This is a genomic window from Neiella marina (genome assembly GCF_002165625.1).
In the GTDB taxonomy this organism is placed as follows: domain Bacteria; phylum Pseudomonadota; class Gammaproteobacteria; order Enterobacterales; family Neiellaceae; genus Neiella; species Neiella marina.
On record NZ_NGNS01000004.1, the window covers coordinates 169,786 to 190,794 of the forward strand.

Consider the following 21,009-nt stretch of genomic DNA (forward strand, 5'->3'; position numbering starts at 1 on the left):
GGGCTAATCATCCATGTCAATGGAGACACCATCGAGTCCGCCCTTCGACGAACTATCGCCGTCATCGAGCTTAATCATCAAACGTAAGTCATTGGGCGAATCAGCCGCATGAAGGGCATCGTCATAAGTGATGTCGCCTTTTTTGTATAGGTCGAACAACGCCTGATCGAAAGTTTGCATGCCCTGCTCTCTGGATTTAGCCATCGATTCTTTGAGACGGTGAACTTCACCACGACGAATCAAGTCAGACACATGAGGGGTATTAATCAATATTTCAATCGCAGCCCGACGCCCTTTACCATCTTTCGTTGGTACTAGTTGCTGAGCAACGATTGCGCGCAAATTCAACGCCAAATCAAATAGCAATTGGTCCTGCATTTCCTTCGGTACCAAGTGCAGCATCCGATCCAAGGCTTGGTTGGCGTTGTTGGCATGCAAGGTCGCGATACACAAGTGGCCGGTTTCCGAGAAGCTTAAGGCATACTCCATGGTCTCCGAAGTACGAATTTCACCAAGCATGATGACGTCTGGCGCCTGCCGCAAACTGTTTTTCAGTGCCGAGTCAAAACTTGGCGTGTCAATACCTACCTCTCGCTGGGTAACGATACAACCGCGGTGCTCGTGGACGAACTCGATTGGATCTTCGATGGTAAGAATATGGCCCGAAGTCTTGATATTACGATAACCAAGCAGCGCAGCCATGGAGGTTGACTTACCCGTACCGGTGCCACCAACAAACAAAAACAGGCCACGCTTGGAGAGAATGATATCTTTCAAGATCGGCGGTAACAGTAAGTCGTCGGCATCCGGAATGGTCGTTTCGATTCGGCGAATGACCATGCCAACCTGTTCTCGCTGACAAAAGGCGTTGACCCGAAAACGACCTACATCGTGAACAGCAATAGCGAAATTGCACTCACTATTATCATTGAATTCAGCAAGTTGAGAGGCGTTCATGGTGTCCTCAACAATGCGTTGAGCTGCTGCTGCATCGAGTTTATGGTCATCGAGCTGTTCCAATCGCCCATGCACTTTGATGCTAACTGGCACGCCGACTGTGATAAACAAGTCAGAGCCTTTTTTCGCCACCATCTGCGCTAAATAAGGAGTGAGTAGTTCCATCTTTTAGGTCCTCTGATTGCTACAGAGCTTGCTTGCCGCCAGCTTTCTTCATTGCTTCTTCGCGTGATACCAAACCACGATTGACCAAATCTTGTAGTGATTGATCAAGGGTTTGCATTCCCAATGCCATCCCGGTTTGAATCACCGAATACATCTGGGCAATTTTGTCTTCGCGAATCAAGTTACGAATTGCAGGGGTCGCCACCATGATTTCGTGGGCAGCGACTCGCCCGCCGCCATTTCGTTTCAGCAAGGTTTGCGAGATCACCGCCTGCAGAGATTCGGATAACATCGAGCGCACCATGGATTTTTCTTCAGCTGGAAACACATCGATGATCCGATCGATAGTTTTCGGTGCCGAGGTGGTATGCAAGGTACCGAATACTAAGTGACCTGTTTCTGCTGCGGTCATCGCCAACCGAATCGTTTCCAAGTCACGCATCTCACCAACTAAAATAACATCTGGATCTTCACGGAGCGCCGAGCGCAATGCGTTATTAAAACTATGGGTGTCACGGTGAACTTCACGCTGGTTGATCAAAGATTTTTTGTTTTCGTGAACAAACTCAATGGGGTCTTCAATGGTTAGAATGTGATCAAAACGATTGGAGTTAATGTAATCAATCATCGCCGCTAGGGTAGTTGATTTACCTGAACCGGTTGGTCCGGTAACCAGCACCAGACCGCGAGGCTTTTCACTCACCTGGCGAAAAATATCAGGCGCAGCCAATTCCTCCAACGTCAGTACTTTTGAGGGAATAGTACGGAACACTGCGGCAGCACCACGGTTCTGGACAAAGGCATTGACACGGAAACGGGCAAGCCCGGGGACCTCAAAGGAAAAGTCACTTTCCAATTGTTCTTCATAATCTCGGCGCTGCTTGTCATTCATGATGTCATAAATCAGCGCATGCACCTGCTTGTGCTCAAGGGGATCGACATTGAGCTTGCGAACTTCGCCATCCACCCGGATAAGTGGCGGCATATCAGCACTTAAATGTAAATCTGAGGCTTTATGTTTAACACTGAATTCCAAAAGTTCGGTAATATCCATGGCCTGAAACTCCAGATTGAGCCGTGACAAAATTATGCCAACCCTAGCAGAGCGTTACGCCGCTGCCTACGACCAAGTTCAAGTTGCCACGCAAAAAGCCAAGCGGCCTGCAGGCAGCGTCAAATTGCTGGCAGTGTCAAAAACAAAACCCATAGCTGATGTCGAAGCTGTTGCCGCTTTAGGACAAGTCGATTTTGGAGAAAACTACGCCCAAGAAGCAGTTGAAAAGGCGCAAAAATTAGCCCACTTGGGGTTGCAATGGCACTTCATTGGCCCCATTCAATCGAATAAGACGCGGCCTCTGGCCGAGCACATGAGTTGGATTCATACCATTGAGCGGGACAAGATTGCTCGCCGGTTGAGTGATCAGCGACCTCAGGGTATCGAACCGTTAAATGTCTGTATTCAGGTCAACGCAAGCTCCGAATCGCAAAAAGCAGGCGTTAGCATTGCGCAAATCAGTGAATTGGCCGCGCTCATCGATGAACTGCCGAATCTAAAGCTAAGGGGCCTGATGGCCATCGTAGAAAACACCACAGACCAAGCCAAATTAGGGCAACAATTTGACTTAATGGCGCAACAATATGAATGGCTTAAATCGCACTATCTCAGTGTTGATACGCTATCGATGGGAATGACTCAGGACTTAGCGCAAGCGATTCAACATGGCAGCACCATGGTCAGAGTCGGTACTGCCATATTCGGCGCACGGCAACCAAAAACGTCGTCAGAACAATAACGAACACAGGAATAAGCATGTCTCAACAGATTGCATTTATTGGCGCTGGCAACATGGCCAGCGCGATTCTCAAGGGATTGATCAAGCAAGGTAAGCCTGCTGCGCAAGTGCATGTCAGCGATCCCGATAGTGATAAGCTAGCGGCGTTAAGCGCTGAGTTTCCGGGTCTTAACACCTACACCGACAACGCTACATGCGTTGCAACCGCTGATGCCGTGGTACTCGCTGTTAAGCCCCAGCTAATGGCTACCGTGTGTGAGCCTTTACTCACAGCTCAGCCGAGTTTGGCTGACAAGCTCATCGTGTCAGTGGCCGCTGGCATCAAGGTCGTTCGATTAAGAGAACTACTGGGCAATGCCGGCCGCGTTGTGCGAACAATGCCAAACACGCCATGTTTAATTGGCCAAGGTATGACGGGTCTGTATGCCGACGACTTGGTCAGTGACATCGACAGAGACACGGCTTCTGAACTGATGCAAGCGGTCGGAAAAACGGCTTGGGTCGATAGCGAAGCGGGCTTGAATCTGGTGATTGCCGCGAGCGGCAGCGCCCCTGCCTATTTCTTTATGTTTATGGAAGCGATGCAAAAAAGCGTTGAAGCCATGGGACTTGATGCCGATACTGCCCGCCAATTTGTTCAGCAAGCGGCAATCGGTTCTAGCCATTTGGCGGCATCCGAAATGTCAAAGTCATTCACTGAGCTGACAGCCCAAGTAACGTCAAAAGGTGGCACCACAGCCGAAGCCGTGGCAACCTTTAAAGAACAAGACTTGGCCGGCTTAGTTGATCAGGCTATGCGCGCTTGCGTCGCTCGCGCAGAAGAAATGGAACAACTTTTTTAACTGTTTCTGGAGAAGGACCAGATTATGGCAACCCAATCCGCATTTGGATTTTTGATTGAGACCATTTTTAACCTGTATCTGATGGTGATTTTATTGCGCATCTGGATGCAATTGGTCAAAGCAGACTTTTACAACCCGCTGAGTCAGTTTGTGGTGAAAGCTACTCATCCGGTAATCGGGCCATTGCGCCGAGTGATTCCATCACTGGGTAGCTTGGATACCGCATCGGTGCTATTTGCCTTTGCTGTTGCATGCCTGAAGATCACGGTTCTGCTGTTGATGGCCGGCAGCCAATTGTCACCGCAAGCCATCATCATTATTGGTGGCCTCACGGTGATCAAAGAAGCCTTCAATATCGTTTTTTGGGTGTTGGTGATACGAGCTATCTTGAGTTGGGTGAGTCAAGGCTATAACCCTATTGAAGCAGCATTGCATCAGCTTACCGAGCCGATGCTGGCACCGATTCGTCGAGTCATCCCATCCCTTGGCGGCTTAGATTTGTCGGTGTTGGTGCTACTGATTGCTTTGCAATTTTTCCAAGTACTGTTGTTTCAACAGATCCTCTGATCATCTTCATGATTTGGCGTAGTGAAAGCTTTCGCTGCGCCAACCTTTCCTATAATAAGAAAACCTCAATTGCAGGAGTGCGGTATGAAACACTTCAATTTCGCTTTGATCTTGTTAATCAGTTGCCTCAGCTGGTTCCCAGCCGCCCAAGCCGAAGTTCATAATGCGAGCCCATATCAGATTCACTTTTCAGCCTTTCAAAGTACCTTCTTAACAGCCGATGTGGCCAAGGCATATCGTCTCGAGCGCAGCAAATACATGGGGGTGGTCAATGTGTCGGTACTCGATACCCGTACTGGCAACTTACCAACCGCTGTGACTATTACTGGCGAAGCTAAGAACTTACTAGGCCACAATGTGCCACTCGAATTTACTGAAGTGAAAGAAGGTAAAGCGGTTTATTACCTTGATCAGATTAAATACAGCAATGAAGAGACCTTTAGGTTCCAGCTGCAAATCACTACTCCGGAAGGGACCTATCCGGTCGAATTCATGAAGAAATTCTACGTCAACTAGTGCCCGCGCTAACCAAAGCATCTGATATGATTCGCGACCATAAAAACGTCATTGAGGAATTCGAATGAAGTGGGTTTTAGCGACAGGTAATCCGGGCAAGGTGGTAGAGCTGGCAGCCATGTTGGAGCCACTATCAGTGGAATTAGTTGCGCAGAGTGAATTTCAAGTATCGGAAGTAGCCGAAACCGGTACTACTTTTGTTGAAAATGCCATCATCAAAGCGCGCCATGCTGCAGCTTTGACCGGCTTACCTGCAATTGCCGATGACTCAGGTTTAGAAGTCGATGCTCTTAATGGCGCTCCGGGCGTTTTTTCTGCCCGCTTCGCCGGTGAACAAGCGAATGACCAGGACAATGTAGTGAAGTTGCTTGCCGAACTTGATGGCATCGAGATGGCCAAGCGCAGCGCAAGGTTTCGTTGTGTTTTGGTATTTATGCGCCATGCCGACGACCCTACGCCGTTGATATGTCAAGGCACTTGGCAAGGCAGGATTGCTACACAAGCAGATGGCGATGGTGGTTTTGGCTATGACCCGGTGTTCGTCGCCGAAGGTTTGAACGAAAGCGCGGCACAACTCAGTAAGGCTGACAAAAATGCCATTAGCCATCGTGGTCAAGCGCTCAAACAATTAATCCAGCAACTCCCTGACTTTCTCAACCATGGCTGATATGCAGCTGACTCGCTTAGCGCTGCCGCCGCTATCGCTTTATGTTCATGTTCCTTGGTGTGTGGAGAAATGCCCCTATTGTGATTTCAATAGCCATGCTATGCGAGGCGACATTCCAGAGCAGCAGTATGTTCAGGCCCTCATCAATGACTTGAGAGCAGACTTGGCTTGGGTCCAGGGACGCGAGATCCGCTCAATATTTATTGGTGGCGGTACGCCTAGCTTATTGTCGGTGGCTGCGGTCGAGTCGCTGATGCGAGGCATCAAGGACACTGTCGCATTGAGTCATGATTGCGAAGTGACCATGGAAGCCAACCCTGGCACAGTGGAAGCCGACAAGTTCGCTGGCTTTGTCGCCGCCGGCATCAATCGGCTGTCGATTGGTGTGCAAAGCTTACAGAGTGAACAATTAAACCTGTTGGGTCGTATCCATGATCCGCTGCAAGCCATACGTGCAGCGCAATTTGCGCAACAATTACCGCTGAAAAGCTTTAATCTCGATTTCATGCATGGCCTTCCGCAGCAGCAACTGACAACGGGGCTGGATGACTTACAACAAGCCATCGCGTTGGCGCCACCACACCTTAGCTGGTACCAACTTACCCTTGAGCCGAACACTCCGTTTTATCGTCAACCGCCGCAACTGCCCAGCGAAGAGGTCCTTGAAGAAATCAATACCCAAGGTCATCAATTGCTTTGTGACGCAGGCTATCAGCGCTACGAAATATCGGCATATGCCAAACCAGGGTTTGAATGTCAGCACAATCTTAACTATTGGACTTTTGGCGACTACATCGGTATTGGTTGCGGTGCTCACGGAAAAATCACTCAACCTGAGCAACAGCGTATCATTCGCTCGGTAAAAGTGACTGCACCAACGCCCTACCTAGCAGCGAGAAACAATTATCGCCTGCGCGTGGAACAAGTAGCCACCGATGAGCTGCCGTTCGAGTATTTCATGAATCGTGCTCGCCTTTGCCAGCCTGCGCCACTGAAGGAATTCGAATATCGCACAGGGTTGTCCATCGACGTTATCGAGCCGTTCCTGCAACAACAGGCAAAACAGGGAACAATGAATTTGGATCAGACCAATTGGCAGATGACCGAGCTAGGGCTCAATTTTTTCAATCAAGTCATCGCCCCATTGAGTGATTAATCCTACTCATTCACAGCAAATCGAAAAATCTGTTCCATACTTGCAGTGCCAATCGAGGCAATAGAACTGCCTGAAATTCAACAGATAACCGGCTCAATCGCGAACTTAGTGGCGGCGATGCTGTCCGAGCCCTTAACGACTCTCGACATTGAGGTAAAAATGAAAAAGATTGTCCTGCCAGCGTTAGCTTGCTGCGGCGCATTGCTAATATCGGCTTGCTCGACGACTCCCGAGCCTGGCGATAAGGTGATTGCCCCAGACGTATTGCAATCGGCCGTTACCACCAGCACATCTAAAATCATCGGTATTGATTACCCTTCTCGCACGGTCACGGTTGAACAAGCTGGGCGCCAGGTGACACTGATTGCCTCGGATGCGGTTACCAACTTTGAACAGTTGGCAGTTGGTGATCTGGTCGATACTGAATACACCGAATCAGTCGCAGTTCATGTTCAAATCAATGACGGCTCACCTCGTATTAACCGGGTTGAACAGCTCGATCAAGCCGAACAAGGTGCTGAACCAAACATTCAAGCCGTCGACACGACGGAAATCATCGCCGATATCGTAGCCATTGACAGAGTCAACAAAACCGTTACCCTGCGCGGCCCAAATCAAGCCGTATCAACTTTACCGGTTCGGCGCCACCCAGAACACTTGGACAAGGTAAAAGTCGGAGACCAGGTTGTTGTTGTTCACACCAAGGCTCTGGCGTTATCGATCCGCAAATCAGCAACTGATTAGTTGCTGATTTACATCGAGCAGGCATCTCAGCGAGGCGATTTGTTTGCAAAGATTGAGGTGACATTACCACTGTTTGCTCCCGCTAGATTAAGCAACTTCATCAGCGGGGGCGAATCCAGTAATTCCGATACCGGCGCGGGTCTGGCGTATAAGAAACCTTGATGTACCGAGCATCCATGGTTGGATAAAAACTCTGCCTGGCTATTGGTCTCAACCCCTTCAGCGACTAGCTCCAACCCCATGGTCTGCACCATGGCAATGATGGTTTTTACGATAACTTCACCTTGTGGATCGCCTGGAATATCTCTAATAAAGGCCCGATCAATCTTAATTTCATCAATCGGTAACTCTTTTAATCGACCCAACGACGAATGGCCAGTACCAAAATCATCAATCGAAATGGAAGCGCCCATTCGACACAGTTGATTGAGGATCACCAACGCATCATCGACATTCTCCATCACCGATGTTTCGGTCATTTCAAAGCGAACGTAAGGCAACTCATCTGCAAAGCGAGTTGCGACTTCCAGCAGCGCATGAGCATCGGATGCGGTTTTAAATTGCATCGGCGAAATATTGATCGCGACTTTAGGGATTGCGGTGCCAAGCAGCCCGGCATCTTTGAGCTGCAGAATTGCCTTGGTCAAAACAATTTCATTGATTTGATTGATCAGTCCGACTTCTTCAGCCAACGGAATAAACTCCGATGGTGGTACCGAAACCTGCATCAACTTCCACCGCAATAACGCTTCAGCACCAAGCACTTTGTTTGTTGTGGTATCGAGTTGTAGTTGGTAGTGAACGTCAAATTCGCGATTCTCGACGGCCTCGTACAGCGACTTGATGAGCGTTACCCGGTTTTTCAATCGTTCGTTCATGAACGAGTGATAGTAGCTAATTTGACCATGGTCCTGCTTCTTGGCATGGTCCATGGTGGCATCTAAATCAGATAACAGCTGTTTGAATGAGCCAGAATCGTCGGGATAACAAACAACGCCTGCCGACGCGCTAAAAGGCACTGTTTTGCTAATAAAGGTACGCGACTGGCGCAGCTTCACTGACAACATACTCAACGAAGTGCGCAATTCAGAATAATCAGACTGACAATCAAAAATAACGAACTCGTCACCACCAATGCGGGCGATTTTATCTGGCTCAGGCGCCCATTCTCGTAACAAATCACTTAAATGACGCAGAATGTCATCGCCAGTCGCATGCCCCTCCGAATCATTAATCAGTTTAAAGTCATCAATATTGATGGCTACCAAGTAGAAACGATCGCCACTCTCTACCAGAGATTGACCATACTCCATCGCCCAGTCGCGATTTTTCAAACCAGTTAAGTTGTCAACGGTACTTAAGAGTTGAATACGATCGAGGGCTTGCTTGGCCCAAAAGAAGAACAACAGTGCGGTAAGCGAGACATAAAACCAGCCTTTAAAGGTTTGTATTCGCTCGTATAGGGCGTGATTTTTCACTAGCGCATTGAGGATGGCGTCAGAAAATAAAATCCACAGCAACCCGAAGATTAGGTAGTAAATGCTGATCCGCAGTGCGTAGCTGGTAGCCAGTTTTTTAAACATTATTCCTCGGCAAATCCCAATGCCTTAGCTTTAACTTCAACAGAAGCTTAACCCGATGCTGAACTAAAGGCGAATAAGATAATTGTAACCTCGGAATAAAAGTTGAAGTGGCGTGTAAACTTCCTGCCAGATCAACTGGCAGGAAAATATAGGTATTTGCAGTCAGCTTGCTAGTTGAGCGGTGTTGCTGCGAGGTATGAGGTAACCCAGACCAATGGACTATTCCAGTTGATCGCCACTTCTTTCGAACACCAGGCATCCGGTGCCGTATTCGCTGGCCCATAGCGTTTCGCCGGCGCCAGATCTTCAGGCGTTGCTTTGTCGCACCCTTGCCAGCCAGTTAACGGCCCACCGGCTACCCAGCCTGGCGGGAAAGCAATGCCCTGATCGCGGTACAAAGGAAACGCAACGCGATCATGCAAGTCCTGCTCGAAAAGCTCACCATAGCCAGTGATGAAGGATAAATCGAGTGGGTTATTACCCAGCAAGTAATCCATGCCGCGATACATGTTTCGGAGATAAACTGGATCACCACTAATCTGATGGGCGTAGCCCAATAGCATCAGGCGATTGAGCACGAAAGAGTTCGAGCCCCAAGGCCATATTTGCTCAGGCACTGATTCGGTTGGGTTATAAACCATCGGATAACCGCTGGCAGTCAGTTTGACTTGCGCCCGATCAGCTGTCGCCAGAATGCTTGCCTGCAAGCTCTGCTGTTCTTCAGCAGTTAGGCCGACCTGGTCGCGATGCAGCCACAGTGACAAAGAGCCGTTACCTTCAACGGATTGCCATTGCTGAGCACCATCAGCATCAAATGCGAGGAAATCCTCAGAACCTCGAACTTGTTGCGCAAATTCGCTTGTTTTTGCGGTATCAAACGCGAGTGATGAAATCCACAATTCAGTCGCAGCCGCGTAGCGATCATCGACGATGTTAGTATCATCATAATCACCGCCGCCGGTAGAGTCTTTGGTCGCGCTGGTATAGTAAACAACGGGGTTGGATTCGGCTCTTTGCCAAGCATCAATGGCTAACTGCCACTGCTGCTGGGCGTAACTCGCATCATAATTTTTGAACACTCGAGCTAAATGCGCCGCGTTTCTCGCGATCGCATAAGTTGCGGCAGTTGAAGGCGGCTGGGCATAGCGTTCCATGGCATTTTCCAGCGCAATATTTCCTTCAAAGCCACTCCACTGTTGATTATGGATTTTATGACTAGCCAACTGGTTGCCCGGTGGCAGCATGCCAGCCATAAATGTGCTACCAAAACGCACTTCATCCAACAGATCAGGAATGCCATTGCCGCTCTCTGGCAAGCTCAGTTGCTTGTCGCCAAAGTCCATCGCAGCAAACTCGTAGGCGTTAAGCATGGTCCATGCTGATATCGCCACATTTACTGGATAAGCACCAAAATCACCAGCGTCATACCAAGTGTATTTAACATTGAGCGTCACTCCTTCGCCACACCAATCCTCGAAGCAAGGTAGCGCATCATCGGCTGGATGAATCGCCTCATGGCCATGAACTGGGTTGTGAAGGAATGGTGATTCGATCGCGACTCCCATACGGTGGAAATAGTAGAATCGGGCACTATCGATGAATAAATCTTGATATAGGTCGTTGGCGACGATGACTGGGCGACTGTTTGCGCCCTCAACATTTAGCACGTAAGCGCCGGGATCCCGAAGTGCAGAAAAGTCGATTCGATGTAAGTTTTCGCCTGAAGCTTTGTCGCCTCCGAGCACACTCGTTTCACCTTGCAACAGAATTTTGTCGTTGCTTGCTGCAGTGATATTCCATACCAGCGGCGCAGTTCCGTCCGTGACTACGGTGGCAAGTTTGTCGCCTCCGGATGGATAACCATGTTGATTTAAACGAACTTGGCTAGATAGCTGACCGACTGAGCCATTATCCGTTCCGGTGTTACTCCCCCCTCCGGAGCTACCACAGCCAACTAAACCTAATACCGAGCAGGCTACTGCCGTTCCCAATAACTGTGTGATTTGCATTTAAATATCTCCGCCACCCTGTAAGTGATGGTTTTGTTTTAATTACTTTTGTTTAAAACTGCCTGCCCACCAAGGCACAACGTATAAATGAAAGCGTTTTCGAAAGTGATCATATACCAACTATGAGCACCAATGAAAACGTTATCATACGATTCGTGATCGGCCTCATGCAATTAAAAACTTCACTCACAAGCAATCATTATCAGCAAATTCGATGCAATGACATATCATTAATCCAGCAATAAATACCTTTGGAGTAACGAATGAAAACTCGCCCGACAAACCTTTTGGCCGTCGCTGTAGCTGTCATTGTTAGTGCAATAATCCTAGCGTTAGCCCTCCCTTCCGCGGTGAGAGAATATCGAAACTTTGATCGTTCAGTGACGGTCAAAGGGTTATCAGAACGCGAGGTAAATGCTGACGTGGTAATTTGGCCGATCCGCTTCAATGTCGCCGGCAATGATCAACAATCGGTTTATCAAGATCTTCACAACAACGCCAAAAAGATTAGAGCATTTTTGCTACTCAACGGCATTGATGAAGCGGCGATCAGCCTGTCACCACCGTCGATGCAAGACCGCTGGGCTAACTCTTATGGTCGAGATCGTCCGGAGTTTCGTTATAGCGCTCAACAAACCTTAACGGTATACAGCAACAAAGTTGATACCGTAAGAAATACCATGGCCCAGTTATTAGACCTGGGAAAACAGGGTATTACCCTCGAAGACAGCAGTTACCGTACCGATTACCTATTCACTGGACTCAATGACATCAAACCAGCGATGGTTGAGGAAGCGACCCAAAATGCGCGCAAAGTGGCAGAAAAATTTGCCGCTGATTCAAATAGTCAGCTTGGAAAAATCAAGTCAGCGCGGCAAGGCCAGTTTTCAATCAGTGCGCGAGACAAGAGCAGCCCGCATATTAAAAAAGTACGGGTAGTATCAACCGTGGTGTACTACTTGGCTGATTAGTTTGTGACAACAAAAAAGGGGCTCATGAGCCCCTTTTCTACTTCGACTGATTGTTAGCCAATTAGAAGTGGTATTTCACCATCAAGTTAACAACGCTTTGGTCAGTTTTGAATGCGCTGCTGTCTTTAATACCGTATTTGTTTTTCCAGTACGAGTACTCAATACCCATCAGTAGTGAACGCTCTTTGAGGCCAAAGTGAACACCAGTGTCGTATTTGATCTGAGGGTTGATATGGATGTTTTTCTCGTAGTCACCATCGCTGTTAACAACCCAATCAATGAAGCCGTCGAAAACAATTGCAGATTCACCAACAGGGAAAGTCATTTTCCAAACTGGAGTGATTTGCACGGTGTCACCGTCGCGGCCATCAGGCAGACGCTGATACACGTTTAGCTGGAAAAAGTCGAAACCTGGCAAAGCTAAATCGGCACCAGCACCAATTAAGTAGCTCTCTACATCGCCCTCACCAAATTCATAGGTAGTGGCAACAAGCACATCTTTGACAACACCGAAAGACAGATCTTTATCGAGGATTTTGCCAAAGCTGAAACGTGGGCTGAACTCGCCGTAGTAAGTACTTTCGCCATTAAGGAAATCGTTCTCACCGTTGAACATGGTGTAGTCGGTAAAGATGAATAAATCACCAACACTCCAACCACTGACGTGTTCATAGGTAATGGTTTGCTGAATCGGTGGATTGACTTCGAAGTCTTTACCGTAAAGGTATGACAGGCTGTTGTCTTGCCATTGGACCAGGCCTGCGGCCTGCGCGATAGGGGCGACCAAAGCTGCGGCTGCCAACATAAAACGCTTCATTGTTTCTCCTAAATCTGCTGTCTCGCCCGCCGGTTTAGTTTTTTTATCACCGGTCGATGGGCTAAAGTGTGTAGCTTGTTTCATTAGCAATACTGGCCTGAGCCAGAAAGGCGCGCATTATGGCACTTCTGTCCCCACTTGCAATTGATTTGAACCCGGAATTGAAATCAAGATTTGAGCAGTTTGAGAAAATTCTTGGCTTTGTTCCAAACAGCTTACTGACCATGCAGCGCAACCCCGTTATTTTAAATGCCTTCGGTGTTTTGACTGCTGCGGTGATGGATCAATCAACTAGCGTTGATGGCGGTTTTAAACGGCTATTGGCCCATATGGCCAGTAGCTCGGCCGGTTGTCGATACTGCCAGGCTCATTCGCTATTGGCGGCAGAGTTGGCAGGCGAGGAGCGACAACGGTTAGAGCAACTATGGCACTATCGAGAGTCAAACTTGTTCAGCGATGCGGAGCGCGCCGCACTAAACTTTGCTGTTGCCGCAGGCAGCGCCCCCGCACAGGTTGACGAGCCAATAATGGCCGATTTGCGAGATCATTGGAGTGAAGAGCAAATTGTTGAAATGACGGCAGCTATTTCACTCTACGGATTCCTCAATCGATGGAATGATGCAATGGCAACTAGCATTGAAGAACCGGCAATAGAAATGGCCAATACCATATTGTCAGAGCAAAACTGGCACCCGGGAAAACATCAGTAATTCAGCCTTCTCAACAATGCGCATAACGTCACAAAGGAAGTCAGTCGTTGTCTCAATATAATCAATCAAACTCGCCAGCTGTATTACTAGCAGGTCGAGATGCCTATAACCATATTCGACAAAATGGCCTGCAACCCCAGCACATTAATGCCATGCTGGGGGCCAGCGGCGGACCAAAATGGTTTCTATTGGCGGCGCTGGATCAGTATTTGGCTGGCGATTACTTTGCCAATCGGCAACAACCTCTCGATTTACTTGGTACTTCAGCAGGAGGTTGGCGTTTTGCCTGTTATTGCCAGAAACAGCCAGCCGCTGCGACCAAACGCTTCGTCCAACATTATTCGCAAACCGTCTACTCAGCTCAGGCTGATGCCGATGAAATCACCGACAAAGCGATCGCCTTGGTCGATGAACTACTCGGCGACCACGGAGTCGAGCAAATAATCAACCATCCAAGCTTTCGCCTTCATTTAGTGGTTTGTCGCGGTCGCCACTTGGCAGCCAGCAACAACAAATACCGGCAAACCGCGGCGTTGGCAGTTGCCGCCAGCTTAAATGCTTTAAGTCGTGATTTTCTGGGCAGCTGTTTTGAACGTATTGTGCTTCACAATAGTGATCTGTCTGCTGCCGCACCGAGTCCATTTTTACAGCTCAATGACTTGCCAACCCGCAACTACAAGTTGACCACTGAAAACCTTCGAGCAGGCTTACTAGCCACCGGCGCAATTCCGTTAGTGATCCATCCACAACAATATCTAACAGGGCCCGGCAAGGGTTACTACTATGATGGTGGCATCGTTGACTATCACTTCGACTTGCCGTTGAAAACTAAGGGACTGGTGCTATATCCACACTTCTATCCGGCGATAACCCCGGGTTGGTTTGACAAAGCACTTAAGTGGCGCAGCGCTGCAGCTGAAAACTACCGCCGAGTATTAATGATTGCGCCGTCAAGTCAGCTGATAGCGTCTCTGCCCCACGGCAAGATTTCGGATCGAAATGACTTTAAGAACCTTAGCCCGGATCAACGCATACCCTACTGGCAAACAGTAATTGCCGAAGGGCAGCGACTGGCTGAATTCTTTGCCGAACGTCATGTAAAGCAAGACTGGATGGAATACGTTCAGTTGATGGAGACGCCGCCACGCTAGCTTGGCTTGGATCTGGCACCCCCGATTTAGATTTGCTGTTTACTCAGCCTCGAACAGCAGATCCCAAACGCCATGACCAAGGCGTTGGCCGCGCTTTTCAAATTTGGTCAGCGGCCGGTAGTCAGGTCTTGGTGCATAACTAGTGTGCGGATGCTGGTTGCTAAAGCCAGGAGCTGCAGTCATTACCTCAAGCATGTGCTCGGCATAATTTTGCCAGTCAGTCGCCATATGAAACACGCCGCTGGGCTTCAAGACTCGATGAACTAAAGCAACGAATTCGGGCTGGACAATACGGCGCTTGTGGTGCCTCTTCTTGTGCCAAGGATCGGGAAAGAATAGTTGCAGACGGTCGACCGAGTTCTCAGCCAACGAATTTTGCAATACTTCGACCGCATCATGCTCCATCGTTCTGATGTTCGTCAGTCCCAAATCAGCAACATCAGCTAAACAGGCACCAACGCCTGGCCGGTGAACTTCAATACCGAGAAAATTAGTTGCCGGAGCGGCTTGTGCCATAGCGACTAACGAAGCCCCCATGCCAAAACCGATCTCAACCACAGTGTCACCACCTCGGCCAAACTGTGAAGCTAAATCTAAGGTTTCGCCGGAGTAGGTAATACCAAAACTTGGCCATAGCTCATCCAAAGCGCGCTGCTGGCGATTACTTAAGCGCCCTTCACGACGAACAAAGCTGCGAATGCGGCGCAGGTATTTGCCATCTTCTGTAAATTCAGCATCGTTGACGTCTTTGCTTTGACTCATGCGAGGTACCCATTTGACTCACTGTAATTTAATTTGCGGCGCATTATCGCCGCGCACTTGTCGATTAGCAAGAATAGCCCACAAGTCAATTGATTGAGTTAGCGCAGCACAACCAGCTTGCCTCAGTGCTCGCCAGCTCGCTACACTGCTGCGCCAGTATTGCTATTGCCAGATTATTCATCATGACGCATTCACCTATATCTGTTACCGACTTCCAGAATCAGTTACTCGATTGGGCGAATGCTCAAGGTCGCCATGACTTACCTTGGCAACAGCAACCAACGCCGTACTCGGTGTTGGTATCAGAAATCATGCTGCAACAAACGCAAGTGGCAACGGTTATCCCGTACTTTGAGCGCTGGATGACAAGCTTTGCGACTGTCGAGTCGCTTGCCGCAGCTGATGAAGATACAGTGATGGCTCATTGGCAAGGGCTCGGGTACTACTCTCGAGCTCGTAATCTCCATAAAGCAGCGAAATACATCGTTGATAGCTGCAACGGCGAATTTCCCTGTGATTTGAAAGCGCTGGAAGCAATCCCTGGGGTCGGTCGCTATACCGCAGGGGCCATTATGTCGTTCGCCTATGACGATTATGGTCCAATTGTGGATGGCAATGTGAAACGGTTGTTTTGCCGATTCTTTGCCATTGAAGGACAAATCAATAGTAGTAAAGTCGTTAATCAACTTTGGCAATTAGCTGAACAATACACGCCATCTTCAGAATCAGCTTTAAGCAATCGAAATTTTGCTCAGGCTTTGTTGGATATGGGAGCCACTTTGTGTACCCCAAAAAATCCCAATTGCACCGTTTGCCCACTCCAACAAACGTGCATGGCTCTAAAGTTAGATAAGGTCCATCAACTACCAACACCAAAGCCGAAGAAAGTCATTCCGATTAAACCTGCTACCTTTGGCTGGGCTTTGAACAATCAGCAAATATATCTCGTCAAAAGGCCATCTGAAGGGGTCTGGGGAGGCCTTTGGTGTTTGCCTGAAATTGATTTAGCGGACAATGAAATTGCTGAAAGCAAAGCTGTAGGACGCTTCCGCCATACTTTTAGTCACTACAAACTGGCCGCAGAAGTAATCCATTACCAGCCCGCCAAAAGTGATGGTCAATGGTTTGATAACCAAGGACTAAGCAGTATCGGCTTACCAAAGCCCATTAAAACCTTTATTGAAAAACACCTTAACGACGTGTCCGACTGAGCGAAAATTGCGTTAAACTAAGGGCCGTTTTTTTGATAGCAGGAAAGACCCATGGCTCGTACCGTTTTCTGTCAGTACCTTAAGCAAGACGCAGAAGGTTTAGATTTTCAGCTTTATCCGGGTGACACCGGCAAGCGTATTTTTGACAACATTAGCAAGCAAGCTTGGGCCGAATGGCAACAAAAGCAAACCATGATGATCAACGAGCACAAGCTCAACATGATGGACCCAGCTCATCGCCAACAACTAGAAGAAGCCATGGTTGGTTTTCTCTTCGAAGGCAAGGACGTCCACATTGAAGGCTATCAGCCTCCAGCTAACTAACTGCTATTTATAAGTAATTTCCTTCCCGCAACCGACCGGTCTAACCGGTCGTTTTGAGAACAATACATGTCTATTGAACAAATTCTTCGCCAACGCAGCGGTGACGTCTGCGAGTTATCCGCCGCATCTACTGAGCTATCCGTCTACTTTGTTCCTCCGAGCGAGACAGAATCGGCAGATCGAGCGGTGCTAATTGCAACTGAGCTGGTCGCTGAAATTGATAGTGACGAACCTTTGAACCCCAATCATTGGCGCGGTTTAAACGATGCCATGTGGAATCAAGAACCGGCAGTGCAGGTAATGTCGTGGCGATTACTGACCCGCCTGAGCAAACAAGGCGAAGGTTGGGCAAGAGATTTGTTGGATATGTTGTATCTGGATGAAGAAACTTTGCAGTGGGCAGAGTCTGGCTTGGTTGATGAAGAAGATTTGGTGATCCAACGGGACTGCAATGGTACTAAACTGGAAGCTGGCGACAACGTGGTACTGACCAAAGACCTAGACGTTAAGGGCACCAGTTTCACAGCCAAACGAGGTACTGCGGTTCGAGGTATCTCATTAACATCAAACCCTGAACACATTGAAGGTCGAGTCAATGGTGTTCGGATCGTTATTCTGGCTAAATTCGTCAAAAAGCAATAACAAGCTTTATGACCAACAACAAGGAAGTACTTCTATGAAAAAGCAACTAGCTGCCCTCGCCATATTGTTGACCTTTGGGGCTCCAACCCAAGCAGGTGTTTACACCGACGAGTTGGCTAAGTGCTTGGTGTCATCAACATCTCCACAAGACCGCGCAGCACTGGTTCGGTGGATGTTTATTGCAGCCTCTCACCACCCGGCGGTTAAAGACATCGCTTCAGTGTCCTCAGCGCAAATTAATGACGGCAACCGAAGCACTGCCGATTTGTTCGTTAAACTGATGACTGAAAGTTGCCGAGAACAAACTTCTAATGCCGTCAAATTTGAAGGGCCCATAGCAATTCAAGGGGGGTTTCAAGTACTCGGTCAGGTAGCAGGCCAAGAGTTGTTTACCAGCCCTGCAGTTGCGTCAGCCATGGCAGATTTGCAGAGTTTTATCGATCAAGAAAAAATAGAAGCCGTGCTGAGCCCGACAGCCACTCCATAATTGTTCGATGATGATGCCCAACATGCGGCCGCATTGCTCCAGTTTGCAACAAATACTAACTGATCTTTTCGTCATGCCGGCCCCTAAGAAATGAAGGTAAACACTGCCATTATTATCTGCGGGGCCCGAAATGAAGCTTCTACTGCCAACATTGCTGCTAGTTGCTACTAGTGTTGCAAACGCAGCAACGCTATCTGAGCTGTCACAACTGCTGTGGCACCACCGAATCATTCTCGTTCAATGTGATACCGAAGATTGTCAACGAGCCAGCGTTGAGCAACTTCAACAAGCTAACGATGAAGTGCGAGACCGTCACATCGTCTGGTTTGTCAGCAGCCCTGATTCGATTGAAAGCAATGCCTCAATCAACATTGCTGCCCCTCTCCAACAGGCACTCACTAGTACCGAACTTGCTCGGCCACAAGCTATATTGATCGGCAAAGACGGTGATATCAAACACGCTTCTGAGCAGCTCCAACTGGATTTACTATTCGATAAGATTGATCAAATGCCAATGCGGCAAGCCGAAATGACCCTTCAACGAATTTAGCTGCCATCACTTGCAACGCTCAAGGGCATTAAATGATGCCCTTGGCACTCAGGGCTTGTTTAACTAACGAGGTGCGCTTTTTGATGTCAGCTTTCGAGACCATATCGATGTTCAGCGCAAAAACCCAAACATCGTTTGCCGTCTCAACATAACCAACATACCAACCATGATCACCATCTGGTCGTTGAGCCCAACCTGTTTTGCCATATAGGCTGTATGCCTCTGCACGTTCGACCAGCATAATGGCCTTCAATACCGCAAAATGCTGAGTTTCAAAAGGCAACTTTTGTTGCTGTAAGCGAGATATGAAATCAATTTGCTCATTAGCCGATATCGCCAGCTCTCCTTGCAGCCAAAAGCGAATTAAGTCTGGGCCAGCTTTTTCATTACCATAGGCCATTGCTTGTAAGTAGCTCTGATAGCGATTGAGTCCGATTTTGCTGGCAAACTCTTGGTAACACCAGACACAAGAACGGGAAAAGGCTGTCGCTAGAGTCTGATCTTGATTCCAACTCTTCATGCCCTTGTCTGTGCCGTCCCACTCGATGACATCAGTTGCGTGAGCAACAACGCCGGCATCAAGCGCGATCAATGTGTTGGCTATTTTAAATGTCGAAGCGGGCCAGAAGCGCTGCTCAGCACGTTGCTCATTGTGAACAAAGCGACGCTCACCATCGAGGCTAGCGATAACCAAGGTTCCTGTTGCCTCAGCATCAACAAATAGTTTGGCGAGTGCCGTATCAGAAGCCTGTGCCGACATTTGGCTAGCGAATATGATGAGCAATGAGAAAAATAGTTTGTACAACACTCGCATCTCCTTTATCGAGAGTTAGTTGACGATGACAATCGATTCAATGTCAATTTGCTACATGATTGCAACTTGCCGCGTCAATTCTCGTATGATCGGAGGCAATGCTTAATCAACAGAGCCCGGTAACGCCATAATGCTTGATAAAAGCCAACTGAAACCACTCCAGACATCTGCGAAAACAGCAACAGAGATCGCTAAGTTCGACCAACTAGCGGAGGAGTGGCGCAAGGACGACGGCCGTTTTAAACACATCAGCGAGTTTAACCGTTGCCGGGTTAATGCCATTGTGGCGCAATTAGCTCAGCATTTCGCGCTCGATTTAGAGCTGCCAGTACCTCTCTCAGGACTTCGCATACTTGATATCGGGTGCGGTGCCGGCCTTGTTTGTGAGGGGCTTGCTCGACTTGGTGCGGACGTTACCGGTATTGATGGCAGCGCAGTTAACATCGAAGTTGCGCGCCGAAATGCCACTAGCCAGTCACTGTCAATTCGATACCAACATTGTTTAGCTGAGCAGCTGGCCACTGAAGAAGTCGAACGGTTTGATGTTGTGCTCAATACCGAGGTCATTGAACACGTTGATAATCAACAGCTGCTGACGCAGACCTGCGCAGCCCTCCTTGATGACGACGGACTGTTAGTAATGGCAACGATTAATCGCACCATCAAGTCCTTTATCATTGCAATACTGGGCGCCGAGTACATCATGCGTATGCTACCAATCGGAACCCATGATTGGCGCTGGTTCATCTCACCCGGTCAAATTACCGACTGGCTCCGACAGCAAGGGATTAAATCGCAAAGAGCCATCGGCGTTAAGTACAACCCACTGACCAAGACTTGGCGTACCAGCAAGGATATATCAGTCAATTACATGCTGTTTGCCTCTCGGCGTCCGTAATAAGACTAAAACGGCAACCCTAACGAGCTTTTCAGTGACGCCAGTAACGCTTGGCCGCCCTCGCTTTGAACATAATCGTACAGGGTGTTGACCAACGGCCCAGCTACTTCCGGATCTAACCCTATCGCTGACAGCGACTGATTTAGAATATCAAGATTACCTGCCGCAGCGCCCAGATCGCCCCCTAAACCCCCTAGCAAGCTGCCTGCAGCAGAGGATTCAACCTCTGGAGCCGCGCCCATCATGCTCGATATACCTGGAACGATATCTGATAGCTGACCAAAATCGCCAGATGACATACTGCTTTGAGCCATATTAAACAAAGTACCCAACGCTGCGTTTGCCTGATCGGAGGAAATACCCAGTTGACTGGTTACAGAGTCGATCAAAGATGGTTCCTGCGCCTTTGCTGGCAGCATAGAAAGAGTCAGCACAATTAGCGCGAATAGATACGTGAATGCGCGAACAGCTTGATGATGAAGCATACTTTTACCTATGTTGAGTTGATTGTTCAGTGATTATTGACGCCTATGCGCCTCTGCTACTGATCCTAGTACAGCGATAAAATTCAACCACCATATCGAGCATATTAGTTTGTCGAGTTACGCTGTCAGGGTGAAGTTGAACGCGAACTAGAAACGCACGTACAAAAGGAAACAAAACCGAACAAAAC

General features: G+C 48.5%; 24 protein-coding genes. 16 read left to right on the forward strand and 8 right to left on the reverse strand.

Annotated features, from left to right (window positions below):
- Positions 1 to 3 precede the first annotated feature (3 nt).
- Both CBE68_RS05505 and CBE68_RS05510 read right to left on the reverse strand, forming a co-directional pair.
- Positions 4 to 1,122: a PilT/PilU family type 4a pilus ATPase gene (locus CBE68_RS05505; RefSeq protein WP_087505062.1), complete on the reverse strand. Its 1,119-nt coding sequence runs from the start codon at positions 1,120 to 1,122 to the stop codon at positions 4 to 6.
- A gap of 19 nt (positions 1,123 to 1,141) precedes the next feature.
- Positions 1,142 to 2,176, reverse strand: a complete 1,035-nt coding sequence (locus tag CBE68_RS05510; RefSeq protein ID WP_087505063.1) for a type IV pilus twitching motility protein PilT — start codon at positions 2,174 to 2,176, stop codon at positions 1,142 to 1,144.
- Between the two features lie 34 nt (positions 2,177 to 2,210).
- On the opposite strand from CBE68_RS05510, the gene CBE68_RS05515 reads away from it, so the two are divergent.
- From CBE68_RS05515 to CBE68_RS05545, 7 genes are all read left to right on the forward strand, one after another.
- Positions 2,211 to 2,915: a YggS family pyridoxal phosphate-dependent enzyme gene (locus CBE68_RS05515; RefSeq protein ID WP_087505064.1), complete on the forward strand. Its 705-nt coding sequence runs from the start codon at positions 2,211 to 2,213 to the stop codon at positions 2,913 to 2,915.
- 17 nt (positions 2,916 to 2,932) lie between these two features.
- Complete coding sequence (proC, locus tag CBE68_RS05520; RefSeq protein ID WP_087505065.1) at positions 2,933 to 3,757, forward strand: pyrroline-5-carboxylate reductase; 825 nt, start codon at positions 2,933 to 2,935, stop codon at positions 3,755 to 3,757.
- Positions 3,758 to 3,781: 24 nt separating this feature from the next.
- Positions 3,782 to 4,324 (forward strand): YggT family protein, encoded by a 543-nt coding sequence (locus CBE68_RS05525; protein WP_087505066.1) that lies wholly within the window; start codon positions 3,782 to 3,784, stop codon positions 4,322 to 4,324.
- 84 nt (positions 4,325 to 4,408) lie between these two features.
- Positions 4,409 to 4,840, forward strand: a complete 432-nt coding sequence (locus CBE68_RS05530; RefSeq protein ID WP_087505067.1) for a DUF4426 domain-containing protein — start codon at positions 4,409 to 4,411, stop codon at positions 4,838 to 4,840.
- A 64-nt stretch (positions 4,841 to 4,904) separates the two neighbouring features.
- Positions 4,905 to 5,507: an RdgB/HAM1 family non-canonical purine NTP pyrophosphatase gene (gene rdgB / locus CBE68_RS05535; RefSeq protein WP_087505068.1), complete on the forward strand. Its 603-nt coding sequence runs from the start codon at positions 4,905 to 4,907 to the stop codon at positions 5,505 to 5,507.
- A complete protein-coding gene (hemW, locus tag CBE68_RS05540) occupies positions 5,500 to 6,663 on the forward strand; it encodes a radical SAM family heme chaperone HemW (RefSeq protein ID WP_229744653.1) in 1,164 nt (387 codons plus the stop codon). Before rdgB ends, hemW begins: the two co-directional genes overlap by 8 nt.
- A gap of 159 nt (positions 6,664 to 6,822) precedes the next feature.
- On the forward strand, positions 6,823 to 7,407 hold the full coding sequence (locus CBE68_RS05545) for a hypothetical protein (protein WP_143824495.1): 585 nt from the start codon (positions 6,823 to 6,825) through the stop codon (positions 7,405 to 7,407).
- 26 nt (positions 7,408 to 7,433) lie between these two features.
- On the opposite strand, the gene CBE68_RS05550 is transcribed toward CBE68_RS05545, so the two are convergent.
- On the reverse strand, positions 7,434 to 8,990 hold the full coding sequence (locus CBE68_RS05550; protein ID WP_087505070.1) for a putative bifunctional diguanylate cyclase/phosphodiesterase: 1,557 nt from the start codon (positions 8,988 to 8,990) through the stop codon (positions 7,434 to 7,436).
- 170 nt (positions 8,991 to 9,160) lie between these two features.
- Positions 9,161 to 10,999 (reverse strand): glycoside hydrolase family 9 protein, encoded by a 1,839-nt coding sequence (locus tag CBE68_RS05555; RefSeq protein ID WP_087505071.1) that lies wholly within the window; start codon positions 10,997 to 10,999, stop codon positions 9,161 to 9,163.
- A 263-nt stretch (positions 11,000 to 11,262) separates the two neighbouring features.
- Here CBE68_RS05555 and CBE68_RS05560 point away from each other — a divergent pair, with 263 nt between their 5' ends.
- Positions 11,263 to 11,970: an SIMPL domain-containing protein gene (locus CBE68_RS05560; RefSeq protein WP_087505072.1), complete on the forward strand. Its 708-nt coding sequence runs from the start codon at positions 11,263 to 11,265 to the stop codon at positions 11,968 to 11,970.
- Positions 11,971 to 12,031: 61 nt separating this feature from the next.
- Here CBE68_RS05560 and CBE68_RS05565 read toward each other — a convergent pair whose 3' ends face one another.
- Positions 12,032 to 12,787: an outer membrane protein OmpK gene (locus CBE68_RS05565; protein WP_087505147.1), complete on the reverse strand. Its 756-nt coding sequence runs from the start codon at positions 12,785 to 12,787 to the stop codon at positions 12,032 to 12,034.
- A gap of 119 nt (positions 12,788 to 12,906) precedes the next feature.
- Here CBE68_RS05565 and CBE68_RS05570 point away from each other — a divergent pair, with 119 nt between their 5' ends.
- Both CBE68_RS05570 and CBE68_RS05575 read left to right on the forward strand, forming a co-directional pair.
- Positions 12,907 to 13,497: a carboxymuconolactone decarboxylase family protein gene (locus tag CBE68_RS05570; RefSeq protein WP_087505073.1), complete on the forward strand. Its 591-nt coding sequence runs from the start codon at positions 12,907 to 12,909 to the stop codon at positions 13,495 to 13,497.
- Positions 13,498 to 13,544: 47 nt separating this feature from the next.
- On the forward strand, positions 13,545 to 14,648 hold the full coding sequence (locus CBE68_RS05575) for a patatin-like phospholipase family protein (protein ID WP_143824496.1): 1,104 nt from the start codon (positions 13,545 to 13,547) through the stop codon (positions 14,646 to 14,648).
- Positions 14,649 to 14,687: 39 nt separating this feature from the next.
- Here CBE68_RS05575 and trmB read toward each other — a convergent pair whose 3' ends face one another.
- A complete protein-coding gene (gene trmB, locus CBE68_RS05580) occupies positions 14,688 to 15,410 on the reverse strand; it encodes a tRNA (guanosine(46)-N7)-methyltransferase TrmB (RefSeq protein ID WP_087505075.1) in 723 nt (240 codons plus the stop codon).
- Between the two features lie 182 nt (positions 15,411 to 15,592).
- On the opposite strand from trmB, the gene mutY reads away from it, so the two are divergent.
- From mutY to CBE68_RS05605, 5 genes are all read left to right on the forward strand, one after another.
- Positions 15,593 to 16,621 (forward strand): A/G-specific adenine glycosylase, encoded by a 1,029-nt coding sequence (gene mutY / locus CBE68_RS05585; RefSeq protein ID WP_087505148.1) that lies wholly within the window; start codon positions 15,593 to 15,595, stop codon positions 16,619 to 16,621.
- Between the two features lie 51 nt (positions 16,622 to 16,672).
- The gene (locus tag CBE68_RS05590; RefSeq protein ID WP_087505076.1) at positions 16,673 to 16,945 is read left to right on the forward strand and encodes an oxidative damage protection protein; all 273 of its coding nucleotides are present in this window, start codon (positions 16,673 to 16,675) and stop codon (positions 16,943 to 16,945) included.
- A gap of 66 nt (positions 16,946 to 17,011) precedes the next feature.
- Entirely contained in the window at positions 17,012 to 17,587 is a 576-nt protein-coding gene (locus CBE68_RS05595; RefSeq protein WP_087505077.1) for a PhnA domain-containing protein, read from the forward strand.
- A gap of 34 nt (positions 17,588 to 17,621) precedes the next feature.
- Positions 17,622 to 18,074: a hypothetical protein gene (locus CBE68_RS05600; RefSeq protein ID WP_087505078.1), complete on the forward strand. Its 453-nt coding sequence runs from the start codon at positions 17,622 to 17,624 to the stop codon at positions 18,072 to 18,074.
- A 130-nt stretch (positions 18,075 to 18,204) separates the two neighbouring features.
- Complete coding sequence (locus CBE68_RS05605) at positions 18,205 to 18,624, forward strand: DUF4174 domain-containing protein (RefSeq protein WP_087505079.1); 420 nt, start codon at positions 18,205 to 18,207, stop codon at positions 18,622 to 18,624.
- Between the two features lie 28 nt (positions 18,625 to 18,652).
- Here CBE68_RS05605 and blaOXA read toward each other — a convergent pair whose 3' ends face one another.
- Positions 18,653 to 19,432, reverse strand: coding sequence for a class D beta-lactamase (gene blaOXA / locus CBE68_RS05610; protein WP_158100500.1), 780 nt, complete (start codon positions 19,430 to 19,432; stop codon positions 18,653 to 18,655).
- Positions 19,433 to 19,568: 136 nt separating this feature from the next.
- Between blaOXA and ubiG the strand changes: the two genes are divergently transcribed.
- Positions 19,569 to 20,336: a bifunctional 2-polyprenyl-6-hydroxyphenol methylase/3-demethylubiquinol 3-O-methyltransferase UbiG gene (gene ubiG, locus CBE68_RS05615; protein ID WP_087505081.1), complete on the forward strand. Its 768-nt coding sequence runs from the start codon at positions 19,569 to 19,571 to the stop codon at positions 20,334 to 20,336.
- Between the two features lie 5 nt (positions 20,337 to 20,341).
- Here ubiG and CBE68_RS05620 read toward each other — a convergent pair whose 3' ends face one another.
- A complete protein-coding gene (locus CBE68_RS05620; protein ID WP_087505082.1) occupies positions 20,342 to 20,821 on the reverse strand; it encodes a DUF2780 domain-containing protein in 480 nt (159 codons plus the stop codon).
- Positions 20,822 to 21,009: the final 188 nt, after the last annotated feature.